The sequence below is a fragment of the Bifidobacterium bohemicum DSM 22767 genome (assembly GCF_000741525.1).
Classification (GTDB): Bacteria; Actinomycetota; Actinomycetes; order Actinomycetales; family Bifidobacteriaceae; genus Bifidobacterium; species Bifidobacterium bohemicum.
Genome location: NZ_JGYP01000004.1, coordinates 206,360 through 230,787 on the forward strand (window position 1 = coordinate 206,360; position 24,428 = coordinate 230,787).

The window sequence follows — 24,428 nt, forward strand, 5'->3', positions numbered from 1 at the left end:
TCCGTTTACTTCTCAGAAGCCATCCATGGGAATGAACGGCAGTGCCCCCTCAAACAGTCAAGGGAAGTCATGCAGTCTGGCGATAACGCTTTATCAGAACCGCCACGATAATGAGCGCGATGCCGGGTATCAGAAGCAATGCCATCAAAATCAACCGACCACCCGACATCGGCAGATCGAACACGGGGATGAAGACCTTCACGGAAGCCTCGGGTCTATCCGGACTCTGCGCGGAGGTCACCGAATTGACCAGATTCGAATTCCTGGCCGCATCGTTCTTGACGTTCATCACATAGGTGATGGTGACGACTTCAGCCGGTTTGATGCCCGACGTGTCACTCCATCGCAAATACCCGCCAGAGGACTCAGGCTGCGCCACGACGTGGCCAGCCACTGACGAGACGGCCTTAAGATCGGTCGGCCCCTCGCCATTCGTCAACACATCGGACAAGTCATCAACGATGCTGGCATTGTAGAGGGTTACGCCCGTTTTGTTGGTGTAAGTGATCTTGTAACGAACACTCTTGCCTCTTGCGACCTGGGCGATTCTGCCCCCTTGCGCATTTTCGGGCACCTTATCAAGGCCGACGTCACCGATCGAATTGACAACGTCGCCCGCATCGGGACCACGATCATTGATTAGACCATTTCTCATGGCTTTGTCACCACTGGCGTTATCGCTCTTATGGGTGTGAATAGGAACCAAGATACTGACCTTGGCCCCGGATTTCAGCGCCCCGGACCACGTCAGTCTATGGGAACCCGTGTCATACTGAACGGGTCCAGCCACTGCCGGATCGACAACGACATGGTCGGCATTGAAATCGGCGTCATCGATGACTGCGGACATATCATCCGTCACGGTCGCCACCGGTGAATCCGTATCCGTGGCATTCGCTATGGTCAACCGATAGGTGTAGTCCTGATCACGCCCCAATACGGCGTCCGAGGGCAACACATGATCTTTCTTGTCCGCAATGCTCTTCTGAACGTCGATCTTGCCGAGTTTATGTTCGGTCACAGGCCTGTCGTCAGAGCAGTCAGAAGCAAAGTGATTCCTGACAATCGAATTGTAGTAGGAGGCGTCCTGACTCTTTTTGACGGTCATCTTGTAACCCAAAGAGACCGAACCTCTGCCCGGGACGCTGCCGGACCAATTCAATTTCCTGCTTGTGGCATCAAATGTCGGAAAACCGCTACCAGTGGAACTCAGATCGGTGATCTGCGATTTATCCGCATAGCCCAAGACCTCAGAGAGGTCGTCAACAACCGAAGTGAAGACCGGGCTCGTCCGAGGATTCAGATTGTTTATTTCAAGACTGTATGAAATCGTCTGGCCAGGAAAGACACGTTTCCCGGTGACCGGATCGGCAACCTTCCTGAGCTCGAGCGGCAACTGATCCTCAAAAAGATAGATGTAGTCGAGCCCTGTGACCAGCACCCGTTGATGCCTGGCCTTTTTCAGAACGCCATCCACTGTCGTCTCAGAAGTATGGGAAAAGGCGACTATCGCACCTCCAAGTAGCCCTTGGGCGCCCAAACGTGAATCCGTATATTCGAATGGACTTATGGACTGCCGGTATTGTATGCCTTTCGAAGTCACCGCATAGCCGGCAACACAACCGGCTACCCCATCATCGGACTGATAGGATACATAGAGTGTGTCATTGCCTACATTCGATACATCTACAGCGAGCGCACCGCCGACATAGGTACCGCCATCTACGGCAATTTCACTCTCTTCAGCCCCTGTCTTAACATCAAAGGTCAGGACACGACCCACCTGTCGCTTCCAAACGGAATCGGAATCGCAGGAGGGGTTTCCGGCATAGAGTTTCTTTCCGTCCGAACTGAAAACAAGCGAGCGCCCCAAACCGGCGACACTTGTATCGTCAGCAGGAGGATACGAGCCTTTTGCCATATCAACGGTAAGGTCGCGGGTAAAGGAACCGCCATCAAACATCTGCACCAGACCGGTGATATAGCCCCGATCCCCGGCGGCGGTGACATATCCGGGGGCGCCGAGTGCCCAATGGCCTGATGCGAGCGCAACGGTTTGTCCGACCAAGGCGCCTTCCCGAATCGACGGATCCGACCGTGGGGCCAAGAGCGGAACCGCCGGATCAGAAGAAGCCGACACATTGATTGCAAAGGCCATTCCGGCGTCTTCACGGTCATCGACTGTCGAATTGGGAGCCCCGACAAGCAGGTTGTCCCCGTTCAGTGCAATGGACTCCGCAAAATTGTCCACTGCATATCGTTCCCCATCAGCCGGCTTTTCGATGGTTGTCAGATAAGCACCGGATGAATCATAAACAAAAACCTGTTGCGACCACTTCGCTGAAACCACGACATACCGTTCGTTCATGGCCACGCCATAACCGAACCCTGAAGCATTGGATCCAGAGGGAGGCGTCAGCAGAACCGTTCCGGACGGTCTGCCGCTTTCATAGTCGTTGTTGCCGGTCCACTTCGCAGTATCGGTCTCTTTATCCTCGTAGGAGCCGTTGAAGGTTTCCAGCGCAACCGCTCCGTCCCCGACCTTACCCGGAATACCTTGATTGACGACATAGGCCAATTTATTGTCATATGCGGCAGCACCGTAACCCTGTCGATCATTGGACGATTCACCGAATCGCGCCGTCTCGCCCAGCTTCGGAAAGTCCTTATCGACGATGGAGCGAGCAGATAGACGCGACAACTTTATCTGCTTCGAAGACACTGCTGAAACAGCGTATTCACCATTTCCGTCACGCATCCTTGCGTGAGCAAAAACAGGAACGGACAGGACGGTCATCGCAACAACGACCGCCAACGTACCGCAAAAAGTTAGAAGCTCATACCCCCCCCCCGATAAACGGGAAGACGGGAACCTGACTCACTCATTCGAAATTTCACGGTCCTGCCTCAGTACAAAATACGGTCAACGTTGTCAATGCTTTTCGCATTGCGTCTCACGGTACACCAATAACGCGATACGTACAACTTTCCTTCCGTGATTCGAATTCTGTTTTTGCATGGCGAAATCCAGTCAGACAGCGGGTTTCAACGGTTGCAACATACCGGTGCGCATCGGAGTGTCGCATGCGGGCTTGCAGGCGCAACGGCAGGGTGCATCCATGTCCGCGGTCTGCACGGGGCGGGGAACCCGGCGCCACACCGGATTTCACCACTGAACGTCGACGGACAAAATCGAGAGCGCAGCAAATGGTGTTTCAGTCCACCGACCAACTGCATCCAGCTGAAACCAACCGAGTACCCACAATCTCGGACGAAACCGGCCGCCCAATACCACCGCCGCCTTCACAATCCACGACCGCATAAAACGCCGCCATCCGATATCCACGGGTGGCGGCGCCCGGCGCTTTCGCGTCGATTATCCCGCTCGATCAGTTCGTTCGATCATCTCGCATCAGTCACCTTGGACTGATTCCTCGGCCTTGATCACCGCCCCGCGGTCATCGAACGCGCGCATTCCACGTTGGAATCGACCAAGCCATGCCCGGCCAGGATCTGACGGATCGGCACCAGGCCCTCGGCTTCGTATTTGGCCACGAAGGCGTCCACATCGGCTCGTGTGTGCTCTTCGTCGGGTTCCAACACCAGCTGCTCGACCGGCAGCGGGCGGTCGTCGGCGATCCTGACGTCGATTACGACCGGCCTGTCGCCGTTGCGCCCGGCGGCCACGTCGTCGAACGCCCGTTTGAGCTCGTCAAGCGTGGAGACCTCGTAGCCGACCGCCCCCAACGCACGCGCCGCGTCTCCGAAGTTCGCACCGATCAGGTCCACACCTGAATGGGGCTGGTGGTTGTCGTCCTGCTCGGCCTCGATGAAGCCCAGCGCCCCGTTGTTGAGCACGATATTGATGACCGGCTCGTGGTACTTGACTTGGGTGAGGACATCGTGCATCACCATAGTGAACCCGCCGTCGCCGCTGATGGAGAAGACCTGCCGCCCCGGCCACGTCTCCTGCGCGGCGATCGAGGTCGGCAGCGCGTTGCCCATCGTGGCGTACCAGGCCGAGGTCACGATCTTTTGCGTCGGCTTCATGTTGAGCAAACGGAAGGAATCGATGGTCACATTGCCCACATCGACCGAAAACACTGCGTCATCCTTGGCGATCCGGTTAATCTGCGCGAAAACCGAGTCCACGTCCAGCGGCGAACGATCAAGGTCCTTCCTGGCCTCAAGCCACTCGTTCCAGTTACGTTTGTCCTCCACCATCACATCGTAGAACGGCCGGGACGTCATAGGCCGCGCGATGTCAAGCATCATCTGGAGCGTGGCCTTCGCATCAGCCACGATTCCCAAGTCGACGTGATGGCGCTTGCCGATGTCGGTCTGGCTGGTGTTGACCTGAATGAACTTGGCGTCCGGACGGATGAAGAAGCCCGTAAACGGCATATTCGTGCCGATGAACAGCACCGTGTCCGCGCTCCTTGCCGCGTCGACGCCGGGCTTGGACGCGACCCGGCCGGCCGAGAGCATATAGGCCTCCTCGTCGTCGGCAAGCACGCCCTTGCCCAACGCCGAAGACATCATCGGCACCTTGAGACGGTCCGAAAGCGCCTTGAGTTCGGCGGCCGCGTCCTTCGCGCCGGTGCCGAAGTAAATCAAAGGGCGCTCGGCGGCGGTCAGCATGTCGACCGCCTTGGCGGCAAGGTCGCGGTCCGGCGACGGATATCGACTGGTCGCGACGAAATCGTCCACGGTCGGGTGGAACGTATCGGGAATCTGCGCCCAACCGAAATCCTTGGGAATCGTAACAACCGCAACGCCCTTGTGTTCGTAGGCCTGCCGAATCGCCTGATCGACCACCATCGGCAGCTGCTGCGCGGTCATGACGGTGCGATTATAGACCGCGACGTCCGCGAAGATCGGCTCTTCGGCAATCTCCTGGAAGAAGTCGGTGTTCATCATCATGCTGGGCACCTGGGCCACCAGCGCAAGCACCGGCGCATGGTCATGCTTGGCGTCGTACAAACCATTGAGCAGATGCACCGCCCCCGGACCGGCCGAGCCGAAGCAAATGCCTATCTTCCCGGTCAATTTGGCCTCACCGGAAGCCGCGAGTGCGCCGGTCTCCTCATGGCGCACCTGAATGTATTTCATGGTGTCGCGGCGGTTGTGCAGAGCATTCATGGTCGAGTCGAACGAGCCGCCCGGCAGCCCGAAGATGTGTTTGACACCCCAAGCCTCCAAGACCTTGATCATGGCGTCGGAGGCGTTGATGGTGTCGGTATGTGTCGTATCGTCGTTCATTGTTTTTCCTTTTTACTTCGTTATCTGCTTCATTGCCATCGGTTTGCCATGCATTCAATGTGCAAGCGCGCCATGAGGAGTCGGACTTCACTGCCTTATCAGTGTTACATCAAGTATGGGTCATGGACGTCATACTGGCAAACGCCTTGCGTTTCATGCACGCCTTGCATTCATAATGGACGCTTCAGGAATGCGACACGGGTTGTCGCAAATGCCTGATTGCGTCATCAAGGCGCGGCATGCCTGTGCCCGCCCACCCTCGGACGATACGGTTCTCCCGGGTCCGCCAATCACGGGCGGGCATTGCCATGAACACGCTTATTGATCGGCTCCATAAAATGCGTCGGAACTTTCCGATTCAGGAACAAGAGCAAACCCTTTTAGCGCATGAACTAGGCAGGATCATCCACCAACGATCAAAACGTAAAGTGATATATCTCACACACGATAAACGCAATATGATTTTCAAAATCGCCATACATAATGTACCATAATGCGTGCGGTTTGAATTCAACGAAAGGAATTTCGACATGTCCATACATCCACCTGCGATCCGAGAAGGGCTCCCGAGTCATTTCGGGATCCTTCTGAGATCGATTATGCTCACCGTAGTGCTTGCGCTATGTGGGGCAGCCCTAATAACCCCCCCCCCGCGACTGCGCTAACGAATAAAGGCGACGACGGTCTTGTTGTCACCGCCTCTCCGGACACCGTTGTCAAAGGATCACCCAATGGCGTCACATTAACAATCGACGATTCAAACACCAGCAATGCTGATTTCAATGAATACTTATTGTCCGGCATACCTCAGAATTGGTCGGTATATATCGGGAACGACAAACAAACGCCGGTCTCACCGGATCCGATCATCTATTCAATAAGAAAATCTTCACATCAAATCCGGATTGTTCCACCCGCCGACTTCAGCGGTCCGATAAATACAATACAGATTTCGCGCAATTCCAATTCCCCGAACCTGATCACGGATTTCGATAAGGGAACATTCGACTATATCGGTCAGTCTCATCCACAGCTGCCGGCTGGATCGACTCCGTATAAATACCATGATCCGCAAACCGCCTACACCGACCACATTCCAACACAATATGGCCCATTAGATGGAGATTATTCCATTTGGCCGACAGGAGACATGAATGGTCCAGACTTGCGGATGAGCGATGGAACCACACGTCACCCCTATAACAATTACTGGGCGGATTTACGAAGCATCAGCCATCCCATGAACAATCCAACGAGTGCTGAAATCACCCAAAACTGGAAGGGAAGCAGCCCGGATAACGAGGACTCCGCCAATACACGCACAGTCAGCGACGCCGAATCTTCAGCATCCGGAAAAATATTGGTAGTCAACGGCTCATTGGATTTGCCGATTCCTCACGACATCATCACCACCACTGTCTACGGCCTAAAACAGCATACGAACTATACGATGAACGGGTACGTGGCGAATCTCAGCGATTACCCTTATTCAAACAAAACCGTGGCACCAGTCCAGCTCGGATTCGTCGTCAACGGAAAGTTCATTGGCACATCGCAGGAATCACCCAAGCAACCGAGTGCGCTCAATAGCGCAACCAAGTGGACGCCGATTTCCTCGGTGGTCAATACAGGCGACAGCGACCACCTGACCATCAGCGCACGCAACTACAAGGCTGGCGGCTGGGGAAATGATTTCGCGATTGATCAGCTGTCACTCTACCCACAGGCCACGGCCAAAGTCGATCTTGACGTGAAAACGCCCGGCTATGAGTTCTCGAAGACCTCCGACCCGGTTACCGGCTCGCGGGTCATGCCCGGCCAGACGATCACCTACACGCTCGAGGGCAGGAACACCGGCCAGACCGACCTGCCCGACGTCGTGATCGACGACGACCTGACCGACGTGCTCAAGCACGCCGACCTCGTCGGCCAACCGGCCAGCAGCACGGGCGACGCCCCCGCCGTTGCCGACGGCAGGCTCTCCTGGAAGGGCTCGCTCGACCAGGACAAGAACGTGACCATAACCTACAAGGTCAGAATCCACGACGGAGACAAGGCCGCATGGAACGTCACGTTCAAGAACCACGCCACCAGCCAGGCCACGCCCCCCGGAGACGTGCCACCCATCACCCCGCCCGCCGGCCAGACCGAACACCACACGCCACCCCAACCTGTCGCGCCCGAAACACCCAAGTTAGGAATGACGGGTTCGAACATCGTTCCCATCGCTGTTATAACACTCGCGTGCATGTTGGCAGCCAGTTTCATCTGGTTTGAACGCTCATCGAGGCGTAATAAGTAAACCGGAGTAATCACTCACGAGGTGTGAAACCGTCAGTTGGTTTCACACCTCTTTTATATTTTGGCCAGATAATATACAAACCTTTAGCCCCCTATTCGCCGATGACCGCCTGAATGGTGACGATGGCAGGCCTGTTCAGGCTCAGCTTCGCCGAGAGGAACGCGGCGAGCATACCGGCCACGACGCTCGGCAGTCCCAGGGCGACGAACACTTCCCAGGGGAAGACCACGACGAAAGACCCGGAAAGCGGGAGGCGTGAATGTCTCCGACACCACAAAGGGCAACGTCGCAAAGAAAATAGTCAGGTTTTATGCGAAAGAGCCACACAGTGCCTCGGAGCCGTCAGGACTTGCAGGGCATACAGAAACCGGGTCCAACCCACATAATACGTGAGTTGGACCCGGACTTCACGCCACGGCGCGACCTACGGAGACGGAATGACCACCAAGCAGGTCAGAACGTCTCGCAGGAGGCACGGGGTATAGCAGTTAGAAGTTTGTCTTCGGATGGCCGAGTAAGCCGCCCGGAGGCATGATGCCGGTCGAACCGACCGGGACTTTCGAAGAGCGGCTCAGCGACCGGTGTTGAACCGGTAGCCAGTGGACTGCTCGTACTCGCCGACCATCTGGTTCCAGGAGTCCTCGATATTGTCGGTGAGCCCGAACAGGCCGGAACGCCCGATCACATAGGTGTCGGGGGCGGCGTCGGAAATCATCTTCCAATGCTTGAGGTTGGTGGAGCCGTCCATCTCGATTTCGTAACCGTAGCCATGCTCGTCGCGCAGGCGACGCAGCTCCACGATCTTGTCGAGCGTGGACTCGAGGAACGGCTGGCCCGCGAAACCGGGGTCGATGGTCATGATCATGACGTTATCGAGCTGATCGATATACGGCATGATCGTGGAAATCGGAGTCTCCGGATTGAGCACGACACCGGCCTTGAGACCTGCGGCATGAATCTTGCCGATCAGACTGAACGCCTTGCCGTTGATCACTTCGGAAGGCATGTTGATCCGCTCGCATTTGATGTCGATGAGCTGATCGACCCAGAATTCCGCGTCCGTGACCATCAGGTGCGCGTCCATCGGCAGGTTCGAGATCTTGCGGACCTCACCGATGAACCACGGGGACAGCGAGATGTTCGGCACGAAGTGCCCGTCCATGACGTCGATGTGATACATGTTGACCTTGTCGTTCAGGAACGTGATCTGCTCCTTGAACTGGTCAAGGTCCATCGTCATCAACGACGGCGCCATGGCGATCGTGCGTGTGGTATCCAACGTATCAACCATTATCGGTTCAATCCTTCTTTCACTCACTGATCTGGATGTCATCCAGATCGAGTTCTTCCTCTTCCTGGCTGGCGGAGGCGGTGGAAACACCGGCGACCTCTTCAGCGGTGAGGTTCTTCTTGATCAGCGCGTAGACGATGCCTGTGACCAGCACGTTCACGGCGATGGCCAGCAGACCGACCCACCAGTTGTGACCCATGGTCGGCAGCATCAGGACGCCGCCGAAGGGCACCGTGGCGCCCTGGCCGTTGGTCATGGTCATCAGCACCGCGCCCTCGCACATGCCACCGAGGCCGGCGGCGACGATGCCACGCACGATGTCGTTCATCACAATCGGAATGGAGCCCTCAACGATGTTCACCACGCCCATCGGCACGGCGGACTTCAAGGTCTCGACTTCATCCTGCGTGTAGATGTTCTTGCGCAGCAGCTTGGCGATGAGGTACGCTAGGCCGAAACCGATCGGGGTGGCGGTGTTGGTCAGCTGCAAAGCGGTGACCGGGCCGTTGATGCCCTGTGCCTGCAAGGTCAGCGCAAAGGCGAAGACGGTCTTGTTGATCGGACCGCCGAAGTCCACGATGGACAGCACGCCGATGACCGCGCCCAGCAGCAGGTTGGAAGCCCCGTTAAGGCCAGTAAGCACGCGGGTGAGCCAGTCGGTGAACCACGCGACCGGAGTGCCGATTACGTAGACCATCAGCAGGCCGCTCAGCAGCGAAGCGATGAACGGCACGATCAGTGTCGGCATCAGGCCCTTCGCCCAGCTGGGCACCTTCACATACTTCAGGACGGCGAACGCCAGCCAGCCGGCGATGTAACCGCCGATGATGCCGCCGATGAAGCCGGCGCTGATGGACACGGCCGCCAAACCCGTGACGAAGCCGGGTGCGATGCCGGGCTTACCGGCGATCGAGAACGCAATGCCGGTCGAGATGATTACTGGCAGCAGGCCCAAAGCCTTGCCGCCGAGGGTCGCCATGGCCTGGAAGAAGTCGAACTTCCCCATGACCAGCGCATCCTGGCTCTTGCCGCCGAAGGCCATGCCGATGGCGATGATGAAGCCGGCGCCGCACACGATCGGGATCATGTACGAGATCGCGGTGAGCAGATGCCCCTTAAAATTGGCTTTTTTCCAAAAATCCTTCATGATTGACTTGCTCGTCTCTAATCGAGTGGTTGACTTGGATCACTTTCCAGCGATCTCATGCATTTTCGCGATGAGCTTGTTGGGAGACTTGATGGCCGTCTCGGTTGAGACCTTGACCACCTTATGGTTGGCGAAGCGCTCTTCGCCCTGAATCTTGACGTCTACTGCGAGAATGGCGATATCAGCGTCGTCGATCTCCTGCTGCGTCAGCGCATTTTCCACGCCGATCGTGCCCTGGGTCTCGATCTTGATGTCATCGCCGGCCGCTTTGGCGGCGTCTTCCAGCTTCTGCTGGGCGAGGTAGGTGTGCGCGATGCCGATCGTGCATGCGGTTACTCCCACTATCTTCATATTTTCTCCTTTGTTATGACGCGGACGGATTGGTGCCCGCGTCAAAATTGTTGTGTGTTGTACTCCGGATTGGTTTATTGAGGGTTTATTTGGTAAGCGCCGCAATCACATCGTCAACGTCGCTGGCCTCAAGCAGGTCCGAAACCACATCGGCCTTCGCCAAACGCCTTGCGAGAAGCGACAGGAGCTTGAGATGCTCCTGCGAACCTTCATCGGTGGCGCCGACGGCGAAGAGCACCACGACCTTGGCCCCGGTATCATCGAGTGATTCCCAAGCGATTTCATCATGCAAAACAGCGATGGCGATGCCGTTCTTCCTGACGGTGTCGCTACGGCCGTGAGGAATGGCGACGTGACCGCCGATGCCGGTGGCTCCTTCCTTCTCACGGTCATGCAACGCATCAAGGAACGAATCGACCGACTCGATATACCCCTGCTCCTTCAGACGTCCGGCGAGAGCCTCGAACACCTCGTCCTTCGTTTTCGCGTTAAGATCGGTGACAATCGTGCCACGATCAAGCGCCGCCTTGACTGCTTCTGAATCCTCCATCATTCCCTTTCGGTCGGTAGTATGGACTGTATTTCTTCCTGATCGCCAACCCGCAAAACATTCATCGCGGTTTCATTGGCGATCAAGCGGTAGAATGCCTTGATGCGGGCCGCCTCATTGAAGGCCACACGTTCGGGCAACAAAGTGAAGAGGAACCGGTCGATGCAATCGCCGGGCCTCCAATCGGCCAAAGGACGCAATAACTTGACAAAGAGCAACGTCGCCGAGTTCACGACCCGGTCCTGCGCGTGAGGATTGGCCAGACCGATGGCCAGCCGCGTATCCCCGGCATTCTCGCGGTCCTCAAGCACCCTTGCCAGGCGCCTACCATCAGCGGTCACACCCCTACGATCGGCATAAGACGCGACCCACATGAGCAGTCCGGCCTTGTCCACGATGTCAATGCCAGAGCCGGGCTCCCATTCCACAAAGCATCTCATTGCAATGCATCTCCCTTGCGTATCTGATCCACTTTGCGTTCCAGCCGTTCCTGATCCTCAATCGTGAGCATGGCACTCACGATGAGAGTGGGCACCTTGAAATGCTCAGTCAGACCGACTGTGGAAACCACCAGATCCGTTTCAGGATGCGCTTTGAGTTCAGGTTTCAAATCGCGCGAGGCCACGGTCGCCACGATATGAAGCTCGGAGAACCGCCGCTGGATCTTCGCCCGGAGCAGCTGCGCAGTGCCAAGGCCCGTGGTGCACACCAACAGCACGTTGAACGGCCTGGGCCTCATCTCGACGGCCTGCGCGAAATAAACAGTGATGAACCCGGTCTCCTCGTCGTCGATGGGAGCGAGGCCGAAATGCTCGGACAATCCGGTTACGGCCTGCCTGACCACATCAAAAAGACGTGGATACTCAAGCTTGATCTGTTCAAGCAGATTGTTGCGAACCTTGATGCCGTTCTCAAGCCGATTGAGCAACGGCTTCATGTGTTTGGCGAGCCCGGAGAACAGCTCGCGGGCATCGATGCCCTGATAATACGGATCGCGCCTGACCTCGTCGATGAGGTACTGCGTCACAGAACGCACCTGCTGCGGGATTTCATCCGGAGTGACGCCGCCTCCATCGATCCTTGAAGAAGCAAGATACTGATGAAGGTAATACGTCTCGCTTTCCGGCAGCTTCGCATCAAGGTAAAGATTCAGATCGTCGATCACCTTTTCGCATACACGCGCGATTTCAGGATGCCGCGTCGACTCGTCCGACTCCTGCGGCCGGAAGCCGTCGTCAATCAGGGACCCCACCTCACGATAGCGCTCGATAAGAATATACAAATGCGTGAACAGATTGATGCTGTACGGGTACGGTATCTCCGAATGCATCAGATCCTCAACCAGACTCATCTCATGCTGGATGAAGGCCGCATCACGGCGCTGAATGCGTTGATCCGTCTGCATAAACCGGCCGATGGACGCCACGTCATCGGTCACCAACAGATCCGTAATTGCGTTACGGATATCAGTTTCACCGCCTTCAATCCACACACAGTCGCCCACACGTTCAAGGGTGAGATGGAATTCGGCCAGCATGCGCCGTAATGCGGTCAGGTCTGAGGAGATCGCGGAATCACTGATGCAAAAACGGCCCCACAGCTCATCCATGCGATACTGCTGAGGAGAGGTCATCAGCAGGCGTTTCATCACCTCGTCGCGGCGCTCGACCGAAGTCAGTTGGCTGGCGTCACTGGGGCGTTCGTCACCCCGATCCATCTGATTGAAATAGTTCTGATAGTCAAGACGATAGCCACGGCCACGCTGCGACTCAATAATGGTGCAATCATCCTGCTGCGCGTTGATCTGTTTGACCAAACGGGCGACGGTTTTAGTGGAGACTCCTAGCATGTCCGACAATTCGGCACCGGAGACAAAATCGCGACGATTCAAAAGATAGTCGATCAACGATCTTTTATATTCAATCACCATTTCGATGCCTCCTCAATTTTGGCATATTACGGAAAACCGGAAGGGAAACCCCGGCACAAGGCACACGGACACGTCCTTAGCCAACGGACATACATAGAAATGCCCAATATATGAACGCTCAAACGAAGGCACAACACGGTTTCTCTGTTAGAGCAGGAAACCCGCGCTAAGCATAATTCGCGTCACATAATGTACACACGACGGCCCGCAAAACCAGCCAAAGCGGGCGATCGGCCCGTACAAAAAAAGCGCCCGCCACATTGCGAGCGCCCGGCACTTTCTCCGAAATCAGCGAAACTCTAGCTCCAGACCGGTCTAAACCATGAACTCACACCTCGATGGGCTGAAGTTCAGGTGCGTTTGCCGTTCGACGGGCTTTCATCGACACCACGGTAATCACTAATGCCACCAATGCAAGTACGATGAGCAGACCGAAGGCGCCGGTCGCCCCTTCGACGGCGGCGAGTTTGTGGTCTTGCGGCAGCCGGGCCGCACTCAACGACAGCGACGCGGAAAGCACGGTGGTGCCCAACGATCCGGCGTACTGCTGCAATACATTAAACAGTGAGTTGAAGTCGGTTCGGCGGCTGGCCGGCACGAACTTGCTGGCGTCAGACATGGTGTTGCCGTAACCGAAATTAAAACCGAACCGCAGGAACATATACAACAGAGTCAGCAACAGCAGCGATGCGTCATGCGCCGTCAGGCACAGGGCCGATGCGCCGATCAGCAGCGAGATGCTGGAGACCGTGAGCACCAAGGTGGGGCCGCGACGGTCGTACACCCTGCCAACCACGGGGGCGATGGCCGCACCGAGCAACGAACCAGGCAGCAGCATAAGCCCTGCAGCCAGCGAGTTGATGCCGAGGAACGTTTCCGCGAAAACGGGCAGCAGGAACGAACTGCCGATATTAATGAACTGAAGGATGAAGTAGTTCGCGCCACGCAACGCGACGATCGGTGATTTGAGCATGCGAAGATCGAGCAAGGGCGAACGGGCGGCGAGACTTCGCCAGATGAACAGCCCGAATGACGTCACGGTTGCCGCCATCGCCACAGCCACGCGCGGCGAGAACCCGCCGGCGGCGCTGGCTTGGTCGAAAATCTGCGCAAGGCTGACCAACGCGAGACTCAGCAGGACCAGTCCCAAGGCGTCGAACGATTGATTGAACCCAATTGCGCTCAACCGCAGGTTGGTCTCTCCCAGCACCCACGCGACCAGCAACAACGGCACGACCATCACGAAGATGAACCGCCACGAGAAATAGTTGTTGACTAGCCCGCCATAAGTCGGCCCCAGCGCTGGAGCGAAGGAGGTGACCATGTTGGCCATCCCCACGTACATACCGCGTTCGCTCACCGGCACCAGCGAAAGAATGACGTGGAGCATAAGCGGGGTGGAGATGCCCGTGGCCGCAGCCTGCAAAAGCCTGCCAGCAAGCAGCAGCCAATAACTCTCCACGGGCAACGCGCACATAACCGTGCCCACCAGGCTTGCGACAATCGCACACCGGAACAACGGTCGTGTGTCGAAGTGCTTGAGCAGAAAAGCGGAGGTGCTCATCACCAAAGTCACCATCAGCAGATATCCGCTGGTGAGCAGTTGAATGGTGGAAAGCGGCTTGCCGAACTCCTCGACCATGGTGGGAAACGTGACGTTGAGCGAGGTCTCAGTAAGAATTCCGGTGAACGAGAGCACCGCTGCCGCCGCTATGGACAGGTTGGTTCTGACGCTGACGCGCCCCGGAATGGAGGTCGAACAATCTTTTTTGGCTCGCATAATCATGCCTCGATATCATCTGTAATGTACGGGATAATACGAGCAATGCAATGCCCCGACCCCTCTGGACATGTTTCGTATTATATATTCTGCCTCCTACTTTTCGCTAGCTTAAATCGCCTACGCTGGTTTAGGGATTACCGCACAATGCTCAATACATGCCGCACCGCGCGTCCTCGCGGCGGACACCTTATAATAAGGACTCAGGTGCGACGGCGAACAGCAACGATGACCGTCACCTAAAATAGTGTTTACACTTGACTATGACAGGTACAAAGGAGATACATCATGGCAAATCGTCTCGACGGCAAAGTCGCCCTTATTACAGGTGCTTCCTCTGGCATCGGCTTGGCCATCGCCAAGAAGTTCGTCACTGAGGGCGCAAAGGTCGTGCTTGGCGACATCAACGACGAAAATGGAGAGAAGGCCGCACAGGAAATCGGTGAAAATGCCCTATATATCCACCTTGACGTGTCCAACGAGGACGAGTGGATCAAGGCTTACGAGGCCACCATTGCGAAGTTCGGCAAAGTGAACGTCGTCGTCAACAACGCAGGCATCGCCATCGGCACCAACATCGAGACGGTGCCGCTCGACATCTGGAACAAGACCATCGCCATCAACGGCACCGGCGTGATGCTCGGCACGAAGTACGGCGTGCAAAACATGAAGAACTTTGGCGGCGGCTCCATCATCAATATGTCCTCCATCGAAGGACTTGTGGGCGAATCCATCAATCTTGCCTATAACTTCACCAAGGGCGGCGTCCGCCTGATGACCAAGTCCGCGGCGCTGTACTGCGCAGAACACAAGATGAACATCCGTGTCAACACCATCCACCCCGGATACATCCACACACCGATGGTCGATACGCACCCGGATCTGGTCAAGCTTGAGGAGTCGAAGACCCCAATGGGTCACCTTGGTGAAGCCGATGACATCGCAAACCTGGCCGTATTCCTCGCAAGCGACGAGTCCAAGTTCTCCACTGGTTCCGAGTTTGTGGCAGACGGCGGTTACACCGCCCAGTGATGCATTTGCATCTCCTCGAATTTAAGTGACTTGACCCTCATCGCTGAACGCGGTGGGGGTCAAGTCTTTGAACCATTTGGCAACACACGAGTCACCTACGCCTGTTCCCAACGGACAGGGCTCCATCCAGTAATGAAACGGAACCTAAGCAGTAGCAAGCAAGAGTCCGGTACGAAAAAGTCCCGCTCGCACATCACTTCGCGCGAGCGGGACTTTTCCTTGCTTAAGCTACGGTATCTACAGTACCGAGGGTACTGAAATCACTCCGAGATGACCTTCACGGTGAAGGATGCGGAGATTTCAGGATGCAGAGCCACGGTGGCCGGGAATTCGCCGGTGGACTTGATGGTCTCGACCTTGATCGACTTGGGGTCGACCGCGGCCTTGGGCTCAAGTGCGGAGGCGATGTCAACGGCGGAGATACCGCCGAAGAGCTTGCCGGACTCGGATACCTTCGCGGCGATTTCGACGACGGAGCCGTCGATTGCGGCCTTGGCGGCCACAGCGTCCTCGCGCGTGGCGACGGACTTGGCCAGGCGAGCGCGCTTCATCGACTCGATCTGATCGGCGGCACCCTTGCTCCACTTGAAAGCAAGACCCTGCGGAATCAGGTAATTGCGGGCGTAGCCGGCCTTGACGGTGACGACGTCACCGGAATGTCCGAGCTCGGCGACGGTCTTGGTGAGAATAACCTTGGTTTCAGCCATGTTCGTTTCTCCTTGACTCAGCGACCGGTGGTAGCGTACGGCAGGAGCGCCATTTCACGGGCGTTCTTGACTGCGCGGGAAATCTCGCGCTGCTCCTGAATGGTTACGCCGGTGATGCGACGCGAGCGAATCTTGCCGCGATCGGAAACGAACTTGCGCAGCAACGCGACGTCCTTGTAATCGATCTCGGTAACCTTCGCCGCCTTCAGCGGGTTCGGCTTCTTTTTGAACGGTTTGACCGGTGGTTTCGGCCTTTTGCGTGACATAATCATGTCTCCTTTTATTTACGTATGTATTCTTCGTTATTCGTTTACTGCCGGACTTCAGAACTCGGGCTCGTCGGAGTCTCCCCCGAAATCGGAACTCGCGCCGAACGAGGAAAAGCCCTGATCTGCCGAACCCGATGCCTGTGAGCTCCACGGGTCGGCTGCAGGGGCCTGTTGTTGAGCAGCGGCGCCAACCGAGGCGCCACCTTGGTAACCAGCACCGCCGGAATAACCGGCTCCGCCCTGATACCCCCCATTGCCTCCGTTGTTGTATCCGCCGTTGCCGCCGCGCGAACCGCCCTGGAATCCATTGCTGGAGGACTGACGTTCCACTTGTGCGGTCGCGTAGCGCAGCGATGGGCCGATCTCGTCGACCTGCATCTCCACGACCGTGCGGTTGGTGCCGTCGTTGGCGGTGTATGAGCGCTGTTGCAAGCGCCCCTGCGCAATCACACGCATGCCTTTGGAAAGACTTGAGGCGCAATGATTGGCCATATCCCTCCAAGCCGTGCAACGCATGAACAGCGCATTGCCGTCCTCGAACTGGTTCGAATTGCGGTTGAACGTACGGGGTGTGGACGCAATCGTGAAGCTTGCCACGGAAGCCCCGCTACCAATGGTTCGCAGCTCAGGATCCGCAGTCAGATTACCGACGATCGTGATAACTGTCTCACCTGCCATAACGTACCTCCTTCAAAACCTGACGTGCCTTCTAACGACACAGAAACGAATAATCATTTTCAAACGGTAAACCGGCTAAGGCCGAATTACTTGGCATCCTTGCGAAGAATCTTCGTGCGGACGACGGAATCGTTCAGGTTGAGAACACGGTCGAGCTCATCGCTCACGGCCGGCTCGCAGCTGTAGTTGACCACGACATAGTTGCCTTCGGTCTTTCCGTCGATCTCGTAAGCGAGCTTACGGCGACCCCAGAAATCAGGATCCTCAACGGTACCGCCCGCCTTGGTGACGGTTTCCATGTATTCATCGGTCAGCTTCTTCAGGGCTCGTTCGTCAAACTCCGGATCGGCGATGAACATCAGTTCATATTTGTGTGCAGACATCACCCACCTCCTCTGGACTACAGTCGGCCGCGGGCTTTCCGCGACAGGAGTGTGTATGCATGCCACGTGCAAACGCAAAACCGCGCCATACGTAGCTTTTCTATTTTACTGGGCAGTTAAGACAGAGGGCTGCTCCAACTAAGATACTGAGATAACATGCGACCTTAAGACTCGCGTACGCATCCGTGCGGGTTTTACTCCGCATCGTGAGTCAGGGCTTCGAGCAGCTGGTCGTCCCGGGATTGCACGGTCTTCGCAGCCTGCTCGCCCTGCCAGCCATAGAAGCCCTTGCCGGTCTTGGCTCCCAGATCTCCAGCCTCCACCTTGGCCTTGAGTACCGGATCCTCCCCGGTTTCGCCGGATAGGTCCTCATACAGGTACTTGGTCAGCGCATCGAACACGTCGAGACCGCCCAGATCGGCGCTGGCGATAGGGCCAAGCACCGCCCAGCGACGGCCCAGGCTGTATTTGACGATGTCGTCAACGGCCTCCGGAGTGGCGATGCCGCGGTCGACGATGTTCAGGCACTCACGGATGACCGCCATCTGGATTCGGTTGCCGACGAACCCGAGCGATTCGGTCTTGAGCGGGACGGCGTGCTTGCCGACATGGTTCATCAGCTCGACGGTGACATCCACGGTCTCCTGATCGGTGTGCTCGCCCGGCACCACCTCCACCAGCGGCATCAACTGGGCGGGGTTCCAGAAATGGGCGACCACGAAGCGACCGGGGCGCCGCAGACCTGACGCGATGGCCGAGGGGCTGAGCCCGGAGGTATTGGTGGCGAGGATGGCCTCATCCGAGACAATACCCTCGACGGTCCTCCACACGTCGTGCTTGACCTGCAGATCCTCGAGTATCGATTCGATGATGAAATCGACGCCCGCGAGCGCCTCGTACTCGGTTGACATGACGATGCGCCCAAGCACGGCGTCTCTGTCCTCTCGTCGGACGATCCCTGCATTGATGAATGTATCCAAATCATGCTCGACAAGCCTGCGCCCGCGATCGAGCGCGGCCTGCGCATTATCCACCACGACCACCTCGTAGCCGTTCATCGCGAATTGCAGCGCGGTGGCATGACCCATCGTTCCGGCGCCGAGGTTGCCGATTTTCTTGATATCCTGCATCTTCATACATCCACTCCTTATGGAAACGTTCAGGGAACATCCTCCCCCAAGGATAGACCTTCAGCACTGGTCGGTGTTCCGCGCGTGGGTGGATTCCAACGGGAAAGGAAGTCGGTCCATTGCCGATGCGCCGGTGGCATGCGCACAGCGGTCGCATTGGCAGCGCCAACGACGTTCGCAACCCGCATGCCGCAGGCCAAAAGGGTGAAAGCGCACAAATCGCGACTCTTCACACAATCACCCCGTTCTTCGCGAGTCTGCCCACCACGGCTTGTATATTAGAAGGTGGTTTGCCCCTATAACGCTAAGGCCGACATTCGGTTTATGGTGGTATCGGGCTTGCGATGACGGCCGGCGCACACGAAAGGCGAGACATGACGGCGATTCTCGAAGGCACTCCCAAAAAACGCATGGTTCTGGTGACGGGTCGAGCATACCCGGAACAGGCCGAGGCCACTGCAGAATGTCTAGGCATCGAACCGCTTGAAACCACCGCCTACGACTTCGCCAACGGTGAGATGTACGTGCGCTACACCCAGCCGGTGCGAGGTGCGGACGTCTTCGTTCTGCAGGCGCACACCCAGCCCATCAACAAATGGATCATGGAACAACTGCTGATGGTTGACGCGCTCAAGCGCGCCTCGGCCCGCTCCATCACCGTCGTGGCGCCGTTCCTCGGCTATTCCCGTCAGGACAAGAAGGGCCTGGGGCGCGAACCGATCACCGCACGGCTCATGTTCGACCTTTTCCGCTCCGCCGGCGCTGACCGCATCATGACCGTTGACCTGCACGCCTCGCAGGAACAGGGCTTCTTCGACGGACCGGTGGACCACTTGACCGCGACCCCCGTGCTGCTTGACTACGTGCGCGGCTCCATGCCGCTTGAAAACGCGACCGTCGTCTCACCGGATGCGGGGCGTATCAAGGTCTCCGAGCAGTGGGCCGCGAAACTCGGCGGGCTGCCGCTGGCCTTCATCCACAAGACGCGCGACGTCACGCGCCCCAACCACGCGGTGGCCCACGGCATCATCGGCGAGGTCGCCGGACACGACTGCCTGGTGGTCGACGACATGATCGACACCGCCGGCACCATCTGCGAGGCCGTGCGCACCCTGCGCGATGCGGGCGCGAAGTCCGTTACGCTTGCCGCCACCCACGGCATTCTTTCCGACCCGGCCGTCGAACGGCTCAAGGATTGCGGCGCACGCGAAATCGTGCTGATGGATACGGTGCCGGTGCCCGCCGAAAAGCGTCTGCCCAACATGACCGTACTTTCCGTGGCCCCGCTGCTGGCCGCCGGCATCCGCTCCGTGTTCGAATCCGGTTCCGTCTCCACGTTGATGAACGGTCTGCCCGCAGACATGCACCCACGCAACCTCTACGCGCGCTGAGGCCTGTCTGCTGATGCGTCATGCGAACTGACGGCACGCAACGGTTCGCCCACACGACGCATCGCGGCACACGGTGGCAAGACAGTCGAAGGACTTGAGGACAGTATCGACCCATTGCATTGGCAAGCCGAACCTGGCGCCGACGTCGTCCGACAACCTCTTGCCTAAACTCGGCTCACTTCTTCAGGTGCATCCTACGCAAGATCTGAGCGATGAGATTAGGACGCCGCAGAAGATTCGTGCCTTCGTTCGCCGCGTCCGGGGCGTCGTTGAGCGCGAACGTATATGCCTTGCCGGAACTGGGCTTACCCACCAATTCACCGAACTCCAAAAGCTGCGTGCGCGGCTCGTACGGGTGACGAATGTCGAACTCGACCAAGCGCGAGGCACGCTGCTCCGGCACCGGACCATATGAGGCGAAACCACAGGTGGGAGTAGCCATGAGCGTCACCCCATCGACATCACCGACAAAACGGTTCCGGTGGTCATGTGCGGCCAGCAATGCGAAATAATCGCCTGATGCCTGCAGAATCGCGAACTCCCCGCTGTCCAAATCCGGGCAACTGACGCCCTCACCCAAAAAACTTCCGGGCAGCGTCCTGGTCGCATCAATCACGTAATTGTGTCCGGCGAACGTGCGGTATCCTTCCACGGCGTGCGCGGCAGTGGCAGGCACCTCCTTCAACAGACGGTAGAACTGCGGCACCGGAATATGCTGGAACACCATCGATTTGGCTCCCACCAGCGTCGGAGCCTGCGCCAGAAAGTCAAGTGCCGTCTGGCTGGGCACTCCGTAGCCGCCGAGCCGGCCATAATCCCCCGAATTGAGCAGCACCAAGCCAAGAACGGTGCGCGTGTGATCCGCATCGGAGACGGGAAGCGCAAACGTGCCGGGCTCACAAGGGTAAATCGGCTGATCGGGCAATCCGCTACCCGGCTGCATGCGCGGGGCATCGGAACGAACCGCGGCGGGTTCGGCATTCAGACAGCCCGGGAACTCACGGTAGATGGCATCGAGTTCGGCATTCGTCAACCCGCATTGGAAATCGTGATTGCCATACGTGACGGCCCACGGAATGCCACGTTTCACCAACGGACCGACGAAACGCCCAATCGCAGTGCGTACCAGTTCGACCGTGTGCGCCTTGTTTGACTCAAGACGGTTGACGGCAGCCGCACCGACGGGCCATTTCTGCGCTGTCCACGTACGTTTGCGGAACGTGGCGGCATATGCCTTGTCGTAGCCGGCGATCTGATTGCCCGTAAAAATGACCAGATCCGGACGCGTCGCGTCCAACGAGGCCTCGATCAAACGGAGCGTGTCTTTGTTGACGTCCGGCGCATCCTGAATATCGGCCATCACCAGAACCCGGAACTTACCTGAATCATGGAATTGCAAACGACCCAGGCGCGCGGAAACCGAGATGGGGCGTCCATCACCGGAATGCGCCGGCTGGATGCGAGGGCGAGACAGAGGATCCTTCGCGGAATCCTTCACAGCCGCAAAATGTTCAGTCATCATTTCCACCACCCAAGTATCACCTACACAGTACTCCACTATACGGTGGGTAATCAAAACCAAGAGACCCCGCAACCATATGATTGCGAGGTCTCTTCCTTTGCTGGGGTACCTGGACTCGAACCAAGAACAACTGAACCAGAATCAGCCGTGTTGCCAATTACACCATACCCCAATTGACTCGGTGCTGTAACCGGTTACCCGGTATAGCACTTCGTACCTCCAACCGGATTTGAACCGGTGTTGGCGCCGTGAGAGGGCGTAGTCCTAGACCGCTAGACGATGGAGGCGTACCTATTCATTGCCCTATCCAAGGCAACGAACTAATATTCTAGATGAGGATCTCCCCAAACGCAACCCGGCGTGTTGAACTCACCAAAACCGTACGTTTATTTGCAGTAAGTGGATGCAAGCGAACGAGCGCAACCTAACCGACCGCAAGGTTCCGTTCACTCGCAGTCGCATCCACTTACTGCGCACGACGGCCTCTCGGCCCACGCAAAGTCGGTTCCGTTGCAGAGGCACAGACCCACTGCGACAAAACGGAATCCCACGAAATGCAAGAGTCCGTTCCATCACCGACACACAGGGAACGGTGAAGGAACGGACTCGTAGAGTAGGCAGGACGAATCGACCAGTAGACAGTCCGGCGCAAGCAGACCGCCCGGCAATCCGACAAGCATACGGCACAACGGCCCAACGCTCCAAAAGCCCGACAAGCAGACGCGCCAAAACCCTTACAGATGCTCGCGCAAACCCTTCAGACGGGCGACGGTCAACGGTTTGCCCACGATTTCCATAGACTCGAACAGCGGCGGCGAAACGCGGCGGCCAGACATGGCCACACGCACCGGACCGTAGGCCACGCGCGGCTTGTAACCACCCTCGTCCACCAGCGCCTTGTCGAGCGTATCGTGAAGCGTCTGGGTCTTCCAATCCGCATCGGCAACACCCTCGAGTGCCGCCACGGCCTTGTCGAGCACCTCGCCGGCCGATTCCTTCAGCGTCTTACGCGCGTCATCCTCCGGTTCAAGGTATTCGTCGTCGCTAAGCAAACTGCCGACCATGCCCGAAACCTCACCGAGCAGGCGCACGCGCGGCTGAACCAACGGCGCGGCGGCGGTGAGCACCTCGCGCTCATGGTCGGTGAGCGTATCCCAGGAATCCGCCGAAACCAAGCCATCACGGTGCAGGTACGGCACTGAACGATTGAGGAAGTCCTGGGGCTCGAGCATGCGAATGTGCTCGGCGTTGATGGCAACGGCCTTGTCGATGTCGAAATGGGCCGGGTTGGCCTTCACGTCGCGAATGTCGAATTTCTCGACCATTTCGTCCATGCTGAACACGTCGCGGTCCGGCGCAATCGACCAGCCAAGCAGGGCGAGATAGTTGAGCAGACCCTCGGGAATGAAACCGTTGTCGCGGTGCAGGAACAGGTTCGACTCAGGGTCTCGCTTGGAAAGCTTCTTCTTGCCTTTGCCCATCACGTACGGCATATGTCCGAACAGCGGCATCTGCTTGGCGATGCCCAATTCAATCAGGTAGCGGTAAAGAACCACCTGACGGGGCGTGGAGCTGAGCAGGTCCTCACCGCGCAGCACAACGTTGATGCGCATCATCGCGTCATCCACGGGGTTGGTGAGCGTGTAGAGCGGGTCGCCGTTGGGGCGCACGATGACATAATCCGGCACCGAGCCGGCTTTGAACTCGATGCGGCCACGGATCAAATCGTCGAAAGCGATGTCCTCATCGGGCATACGCAGACGCAACGCAGGTTTGCGACCCTCCGCGCGGAAAACGTCCTTCTGTTCTTCGGTCAGGTCGCGGTCGTAACCGTCGTAGCCGAACGCGGCGGGCCGGCCGGCGGCGACATTGCGTGCCTCGATTTCCTCGGAAGTCGAGAAGGATTCGTAGGCATAACCGGCGTCAAGCAGCTTCGCCGCCACGTCACGATAGATGTCACCACGCTCGGACTGGCGGTACGGCCCGTCGGGGCCACCGACCTCCACACCCTCATCCCAGTTGATATTCAGCCATTTCAGGGCGTCGAGAATCTGATTGTAGCTTTCCTCGGAGTCACGCTCGTTGTCCGTATCCTCGATGCGAAACACGAACGTGCCATGGGTGTGTCGCGCCTCGGCCCAGTTGAACAGGGCCGTGCGCACCATGCCGACGTGCGGGGTGCCGGTAGGCGAGGGGCAGAAGCGCACGCGTACGTCGCGCGGCAGCTCGATTGTGGCGTTGTCGTTAGCATTTTCAGTCATAGCACCATTGTGCCCCGTCAACCCGACGTGGACGCACGAAGCCTTCTCGGGTGAACATGACAAAATCAGGCGATTTCGACAGCCATCGATTCGAGAACCCGCCGCAAACCCGCCACTTCGAACTTTCAAACCCATGCCACGCATCGAAGCGTTCCGGATCGAGGAGGGCCTGACTTGTGAGTCCCTCACCTTATAATCGATAACGTTCGCGTGGTTGGTGGCAGCAGCTGCGCCGATGACTACTAGAGACGTGCACGGTTCCCGTATTCCCGTACAAGGATTCACCTTATACGACGGAAGGCACCGAGGGCACGCACAGGCCTTGACGTCGCGCGGACTCCTCACCTTTCCGCCCACCTCGTCGAAGGTCTTGATGAAGGCAAGGTGATTTTATGGTGAGCGGAAAACATCAGACGACATACCGGCGACTGGGATACAAGCC

General features: G+C 57.5%; 20 protein-coding genes and 2 tRNA genes. 3 read left to right on the forward strand and 19 right to left on the reverse strand.

Translation table 11 applies throughout. The annotated features are described in order from the left end of the window. Positions 1-67: 67 nt before the first annotated feature. The gene (locus BBOH_RS06630) at positions 68-2,701 is read right to left on the reverse strand and encodes a DUF7927 domain-containing protein (protein ID WP_143242371.1); all 2,634 of its coding nucleotides are present in this window, start codon (positions 2,699-2,701) and stop codon (positions 68-70) included. Between the two features lie 743 nt (positions 2,702-3,444). Further along, entirely contained in the window at positions 3,445-5,262 is a 1,818-nt protein-coding gene (gene spxB / locus BBOH_RS06635; RefSeq protein ID WP_044098252.1) for a pyruvate oxidase, read from the reverse strand. Between the two features lie 622 nt (positions 5,263-5,884). Between spxB and BBOH_RS06640 the strand changes: the two genes are divergently transcribed. Beyond that, positions 5,885-7,564, forward strand: a complete 1,680-nt coding sequence (locus BBOH_RS06640) for a DUF7927 domain-containing protein (RefSeq protein WP_044098253.1) — start codon at positions 5,885-5,887, stop codon at positions 7,562-7,564. A gap of 91 nt (positions 7,565-7,655) precedes the next feature. Here the strand turns inward: BBOH_RS06640 and BBOH_RS08895 are convergent, their stop codons facing one another. The 8 genes from BBOH_RS08895 to BBOH_RS06675 all read right to left on the reverse strand — a co-directional run bounded on the left by BBOH_RS08895 (position 7,656) and on the right by BBOH_RS06675 (position 14,613). Further along, on the reverse strand, positions 7,656-7,793 hold the full coding sequence (locus BBOH_RS08895) for a hypothetical protein (RefSeq protein ID WP_156097532.1): 138 nt from the start codon (positions 7,791-7,793) through the stop codon (positions 7,656-7,658). A 342-nt stretch (positions 7,794-8,135) separates the two neighbouring features. Further along, the gene (gene alsE, locus BBOH_RS06645; RefSeq protein ID WP_044098254.1) at positions 8,136-8,855 is read right to left on the reverse strand and encodes a D-allulose 6-phosphate 3-epimerase; all 720 of its coding nucleotides are present in this window, start codon (positions 8,853-8,855) and stop codon (positions 8,136-8,138) included. A 19-nt stretch (positions 8,856-8,874) separates the two neighbouring features. Further along, positions 8,875-10,002, reverse strand: coding sequence for a PTS fructose transporter subunit IIC (locus tag BBOH_RS06650; protein WP_033521600.1), 1,128 nt, complete (start codon positions 10,000-10,002; stop codon positions 8,875-8,877). A 39-nt stretch (positions 10,003-10,041) separates the two neighbouring features. After that, on the reverse strand, positions 10,042-10,353 hold the full coding sequence (locus tag BBOH_RS06655) for a PTS fructose transporter subunit IIB (RefSeq protein ID WP_033521599.1): 312 nt from the start codon (positions 10,351-10,353) through the stop codon (positions 10,042-10,044). Between the two features lie 85 nt (positions 10,354-10,438). Further along, a complete protein-coding gene (locus BBOH_RS06660) occupies positions 10,439-10,903 on the reverse strand; it encodes a PTS sugar transporter subunit IIA (RefSeq protein WP_033521597.1) in 465 nt (154 codons plus the stop codon). Then, a complete protein-coding gene (locus BBOH_RS06665; RefSeq protein WP_081930396.1) occupies positions 10,903-11,343 on the reverse strand; it encodes a PTS sugar transporter subunit IIA in 441 nt (146 codons plus the stop codon). Before BBOH_RS06665 ends, BBOH_RS06660 begins: the two co-directional genes overlap by 1 nt. Further along, positions 11,340-12,833, reverse strand: coding sequence for a BglG family transcription antiterminator (locus BBOH_RS06670; RefSeq protein ID WP_033521595.1), 1,494 nt, complete (start codon positions 12,831-12,833; stop codon positions 11,340-11,342). Before BBOH_RS06670 ends, BBOH_RS06665 begins: the two co-directional genes overlap by 4 nt. 328 nt (positions 12,834-13,161) lie before the next feature. Next, the gene (locus BBOH_RS06675) at positions 13,162-14,613 is read right to left on the reverse strand and encodes an MFS transporter (RefSeq protein WP_044098255.1); all 1,452 of its coding nucleotides are present in this window, start codon (positions 14,611-14,613) and stop codon (positions 13,162-13,164) included. A 288-nt stretch (positions 14,614-14,901) separates the two neighbouring features. Between BBOH_RS06675 and BBOH_RS06680 the strand changes: the two genes are divergently transcribed. Continuing rightward, the gene (locus BBOH_RS06680) at positions 14,902-15,645 is read left to right on the forward strand and encodes a glucose 1-dehydrogenase (RefSeq protein ID WP_033521594.1); all 744 of its coding nucleotides are present in this window, start codon (positions 14,902-14,904) and stop codon (positions 15,643-15,645) included. A gap of 260 nt (positions 15,646-15,905) precedes the next feature. On the opposite strand, the gene rplI is transcribed toward BBOH_RS06680, so the two are convergent. From rplI to BBOH_RS06705, 5 genes are all read right to left on the reverse strand, one after another. Beyond that, complete coding sequence (gene rplI / locus BBOH_RS06685) at positions 15,906-16,352, reverse strand: 50S ribosomal protein L9 (RefSeq protein WP_033521593.1); 447 nt, start codon at positions 16,350-16,352, stop codon at positions 15,906-15,908. A gap of 17 nt (positions 16,353-16,369) precedes the next feature. Beyond that, positions 16,370-16,618, reverse strand: a complete 249-nt coding sequence (rpsR, locus tag BBOH_RS06690) for a 30S ribosomal protein S18 (RefSeq protein WP_033521592.1) — start codon at positions 16,616-16,618, stop codon at positions 16,370-16,372. Positions 16,619-16,675: 57 nt separating this feature from the next. Then, positions 16,676-17,299 carry a single-stranded DNA-binding protein gene (locus BBOH_RS06695; protein ID WP_033521591.1) on the reverse strand — a complete coding sequence of 208 codons (624 nt, stop codon included), beginning with the start codon at positions 17,297-17,299 and terminating at the stop codon, positions 16,676-16,678. Positions 17,300-17,385: 86 nt separating this feature from the next. After that, positions 17,386-17,682 carry a 30S ribosomal protein S6 gene (gene rpsF / locus BBOH_RS06700; RefSeq protein ID WP_033521590.1) on the reverse strand — a complete coding sequence of 99 codons (297 nt, stop codon included), beginning with the start codon at positions 17,680-17,682 and terminating at the stop codon, positions 17,386-17,388. A 194-nt stretch (positions 17,683-17,876) separates the two neighbouring features. Next, on the reverse strand, positions 17,877-18,818 hold the full coding sequence (locus BBOH_RS06705; RefSeq protein WP_033521589.1) for a 3-hydroxyacyl-CoA dehydrogenase family protein: 942 nt from the start codon (positions 18,816-18,818) through the stop codon (positions 17,877-17,879). A 368-nt stretch (positions 18,819-19,186) separates the two neighbouring features. Between BBOH_RS06705 and BBOH_RS06710 the strand changes: the two genes are divergently transcribed. Beyond that, the gene (locus BBOH_RS06710) at positions 19,187-20,203 is read left to right on the forward strand and encodes a ribose-phosphate diphosphokinase (protein ID WP_033521587.1); all 1,017 of its coding nucleotides are present in this window, start codon (positions 19,187-19,189) and stop codon (positions 20,201-20,203) included. A 175-nt stretch (positions 20,204-20,378) separates the two neighbouring features. On the opposite strand, the gene BBOH_RS06715 is transcribed toward BBOH_RS06710, so the two are convergent. From BBOH_RS06715 to gltX, 4 genes are all read right to left on the reverse strand, one after another. Beyond that, positions 20,379-21,722 carry a metallophosphoesterase gene (locus tag BBOH_RS06715; protein WP_033521586.1) on the reverse strand — a complete coding sequence of 448 codons (1,344 nt, stop codon included), beginning with the start codon at positions 21,720-21,722 and terminating at the stop codon, positions 20,379-20,381. Between the two features lie 103 nt (positions 21,723-21,825). Continuing rightward, a tRNA-Gln gene (locus tag BBOH_RS06720) sits at positions 21,826-21,897 on the reverse strand. A 42-nt stretch (positions 21,898-21,939) separates the two neighbouring features. Next, positions 21,940-22,012 (reverse strand) — tRNA-Glu (locus BBOH_RS06725). 447 nt (positions 22,013-22,459) lie between these two features. After that, positions 22,460-23,986, reverse strand: coding sequence for a glutamate--tRNA ligase (gene gltX / locus BBOH_RS06730; RefSeq protein WP_033521585.1), 1,527 nt, complete (start codon positions 23,984-23,986; stop codon positions 22,460-22,462). Between the last annotated feature and the right edge of the window lie 442 nt (positions 23,987-24,428).